This window comes from Frankia sp. CcWB2 (genome assembly GCF_977927585.1).
On sequence record NZ_CDWRCM010000301.1, the window covers coordinates 1 to 3,291 of the forward strand.

At 71.5% G+C, this 3,291-nt stretch carries 4 protein-coding genes; 2 read left to right on the plus strand and 2 right to left on the minus strand.

Features of this window, described 5'->3' with window-relative positions; all coding sequences use genetic code 11:
• Positions 1 to 229: 229 nt before the first annotated feature.
• Positions 230 to 682 (plus strand): hypothetical protein, encoded by a 453-nt coding sequence (locus tag ACY45C_RS20785; RefSeq protein WP_462189237.1) that lies wholly within the window; start codon positions 230 to 232, stop codon positions 680 to 682.
• 130 nt (positions 683 to 812) lie between these two features.
• Here ACY45C_RS20785 and speB read toward each other — a convergent pair whose 3' ends face one another.
• Complete coding sequence (gene speB, locus ACY45C_RS20790) at positions 813 to 1,835, minus strand: agmatinase (protein ID WP_462189238.1); 1,023 nt, start codon at positions 1,833 to 1,835, stop codon at positions 813 to 815.
• A 188-nt stretch (positions 1,836 to 2,023) separates the two neighbouring features.
• Here speB and ACY45C_RS20795 point away from each other — a divergent pair, with 188 nt between their 5' ends.
• Positions 2,024 to 2,410: a DUF2752 domain-containing protein gene (locus ACY45C_RS20795; RefSeq protein ID WP_462189239.1), complete on the plus strand. Its 387-nt coding sequence runs from the start codon at positions 2,024 to 2,026 to the stop codon at positions 2,408 to 2,410.
• A 10-nt stretch (positions 2,411 to 2,420) separates the two neighbouring features.
• Here ACY45C_RS20795 and ACY45C_RS20800 read toward each other — a convergent pair whose 3' ends face one another.
• Positions 2,421 to 3,266, minus strand: a complete 846-nt coding sequence (locus tag ACY45C_RS20800) for a TrmH family RNA methyltransferase (RefSeq protein WP_462189240.1) — start codon at positions 3,264 to 3,266, stop codon at positions 2,421 to 2,423.
• Positions 3,267 to 3,291 lie beyond the last annotated feature (25 nt).

The window sequence follows — 3,291 nt, forward strand, 5'->3', positions numbered from 1 at the left end:
CTCCTCACCCGATGATCACCGGCGGGCCAGAAGAATCACAAGATCAGCGACAGATCCACGCGGCGGGCTTAGCCCGGCCGTCGCCGGGAAGGTCATGCGGCGAGGCGTGCCGGGAGCGGCCTGGGACGCACCGATATCAACAGTGGCCGGACTCGCTTTGCCGGGCGGAATGTTGCGGGATGTCCCAAGCAGGCCGCGCCGCGCCCGTGGGCCGGTCGGGGAGGCAGCCATGACGCAGTCAGCCTCGGGTCCCGAGCAGTTCGACCCGGGTTCCATCGCAGCCGACTCCGAACGGTCGTGGTACCGCGAGGATGCTCCCCTGGAACCCGCGGAGATGCTTGACAGCGACGATCTCGGCTCGACGGATGCCGGCCGAGATCCATTGGACGACAGTTGGGATGCACCCGACAGACCGAGTGCCGGCGTCCGCTATCCGAGCACACCACGTGAGGAGCGTGCGGGGTCGTCCTTCGATCGGCAACTCGCCGCGGAAACGCCGGACGCCGACCCCTACCTGGAAGCCGAGCGGCGGGAGTCCGGGGCTGTTCTCGACGCCGACGCATACGGCGAGGGGACGACGACCCTCGCGGAGGATTACGACGCGAACTTCGCCGTTCCCAGCATCGTCACGCCGGACGTGGGTGCGCGCACGGCTGAGGAGGGCGCCCTGCACCTGGAATGAGGGCGCTCTGCGTGCTCGCGAGAATACGAAGTACTCGTGAGAATACGAAACGCCGATGGTTCGGTCGACGGTCCAACCGGCTCCCGGTTGGACCGTCGGTTGCGACAGACGGTTGCCACGGAGGGCCGGCTCAGGCCGGGGCCGACCCAGGCAGGTCCGGAACGCCACCGGCGGCTTCCCGCCTGCGGTAGGCAAGGCCCGCGAAGACCTCCATGGCGACGCGATGGGCGCTGTTGACCGTCGTTTCCGCGTGGTCGTACGGCGGGGAGACTTCGACGATGTCGGCAGCCACGAGCGGCGTGTCGAGCGCGATCTGACGGACCGCCCGCAGCAGGTCGGCCGGGGTCATCCCCCCGGGTTCCGGGGTGCCGGTGCCCGGCGCGAACCCCGGGTCCAGGACGTCGATGTCGACCGACAGGTACAGTGCCCGGCACCCGTCCGTGGCCTGCGCGATCGCGTCCACGACGACGTCACGGCTGCCCCGCTGCCAGATCTCGTGCATGAGATGCCAGGTCATCTCCTGCTCGCGCATCCAGGCGAACACGTCCGGCGGCGGCCAGTAGCCGCGTAGCCCCACCTGGACGAAGTTGCGTCCACGCACGGCACCGGACTCGATGAGCCGTCGCATCGGAGTGCCGTGCGAGGCGAGGTTGCCGTCGATGACGTCCGCGGTGTCGGCATGCGCGTCGAAGTGCAGCAGACCGAGTTCACCCCAGCCCACGGCGTCGGCCACGCCGGTTGCGGCCGGCCAGGTGATCGAGTGGTCACCACCGATGACGAGCGGGATCGTGCCGAGCCCGGCGATCTGCGCGACCTTGGCCCGGATGTTGCGATGGGACGCCTCGGTGAGCCCGTGCGGACAGTGCGCGTCGCCGGCGTCGACGGCGTCGAGCCAGTCGAAGATCTCGATACCGAGGTCGAGATGGTAGGTGCCGGGGTTGTAGGCATTGGCCCGCATCGCCCGGGGGCCGAACCGGGCGCCGGGACGGTGGGTCGTCGAGATGTCGAACGGAGCACCGACGACGGCGACGTCGGGCCGGCGGGCTGCCAGCGCCTCCGTCCCGGGCAGCCAGGGCAGTCCGCAGAAGGTCGCGAGCCCCGCGTAGCCGGGGGCGTCCGAGCCCGGCTCACGATCGCCGTTTCGTGCCGTCATCTGTCCCTCCGATCGGGCCCTATCCACTGTCCCACGGTCCGCCACCCCCGGTCCGCTGTCCCACGGTCCGCCGTCCGCGCCCCGGTTACGCTTCTCCGGTGGAGGTCGCGGCACCGCACCCAGACCACCCGGCACACACGGCGTCGGAACCGACCGGCCCGGGCCGGGTCTGGTCACCGCGGGCCCGGTTGGCGGGTTTTGCCGTGCTCGGTGTAGCCGCCGTCGGCGTCTGCGGCCGGGTGTACCTCGTCGACCCCGCCCAGCCGGGCCACTACCCCACGTGCCCGTTCCGGTGGGCCACGTCCCTGGACTGCCCGGGTTGCGGCGCCCTCCGCGGCCTGCACCAGCTCCTGCACGGACACCTCGCGGCCGCGGCCGACTACAATGTCTACTTCGTCATCGCCGCCCCGATGCTGGTGCTCGGCTGGATCGTGGCGGTGGCGCGGGCGGCCGGCTGGCGCCGCCCGTTGCCCCGAGTACCGGCCCGCCTGCTTCCCGCCGTTCCGATACTGATCATCGCCTTCTGGGTGCTGCGGAACCTGCCGTTGCCCGGCTGCCGCTGGCTCGCCTCTTGAACCCGGCGGCTCAACGGCGGCCCAGCAGGTAGCAGGCGATGGCGGCGGTCGCCGCGACGTTCAGCGAGTCGACCCCGTGCGCCATCGGAATCCGGACCCGGGCTGTCGCCGCCGACTGCGCCGCCGCCGACAGCCCGGCGCCCTCCGTGCCCAGCAGCAACGCGGCCCGGGCCGCCTCTGTCACCGGTGCAGGTGCAGGTGCAGGTGCAGGTGCGGGCGCGGCGCAGGCGGTGAGTCCGGCCGCGAAGGAGTCAAGATCCTCGGCGTCCGCCGCCGGAGTCAGCGCCAGCAGCGTGAACCCGGCATCCTGCAGCAGACCGAGGGCCTCCGGCCAGGGTTCGAGCCGGGCATAGGGGACGGCGAACACCTCCCCCATCGAAACCCGCACAGAACGCCGGTAGAGCGGATCGGCGCAGCGCGGGCTCAGGAGCACCGTGTCCATCCCGAGTCCCGCGGCCGAACGGAAGATCGCCCCCAGGTTGGTGTGGCTCACGATGTCCTCACACACCAGTACCCGCCGGGCGTCGACCAGGAGGTCGGCCGCGGCGCGGGGCCGCCGGCGGCCCATCGCCGCAAGCGCCCCCCGATGCACCTCGAAGCCGGTGATCGCCGCGAGCACGTCGGGTCCCGCGACGTACACCGGAACGTCGGCGCCGAGGTCCGCGGGCACAGCCGTCAGGCGCGCGGGCGAGACCAGGACCGAACGCGGCCGGTAGCCGGCCCGCAGCGCCCGGATGATCACCCGTTCGCCCTCGGCGATGAACAGTCCGTCGGCCGGCTCCCGCCGACGGCGCAGCGCGACGTCGGTCAACGAGATGTAGTCGTCGACCCGGGGATCACCCGAATCGTCGATCATGATGACTGGTGGGGCGGTCACGACC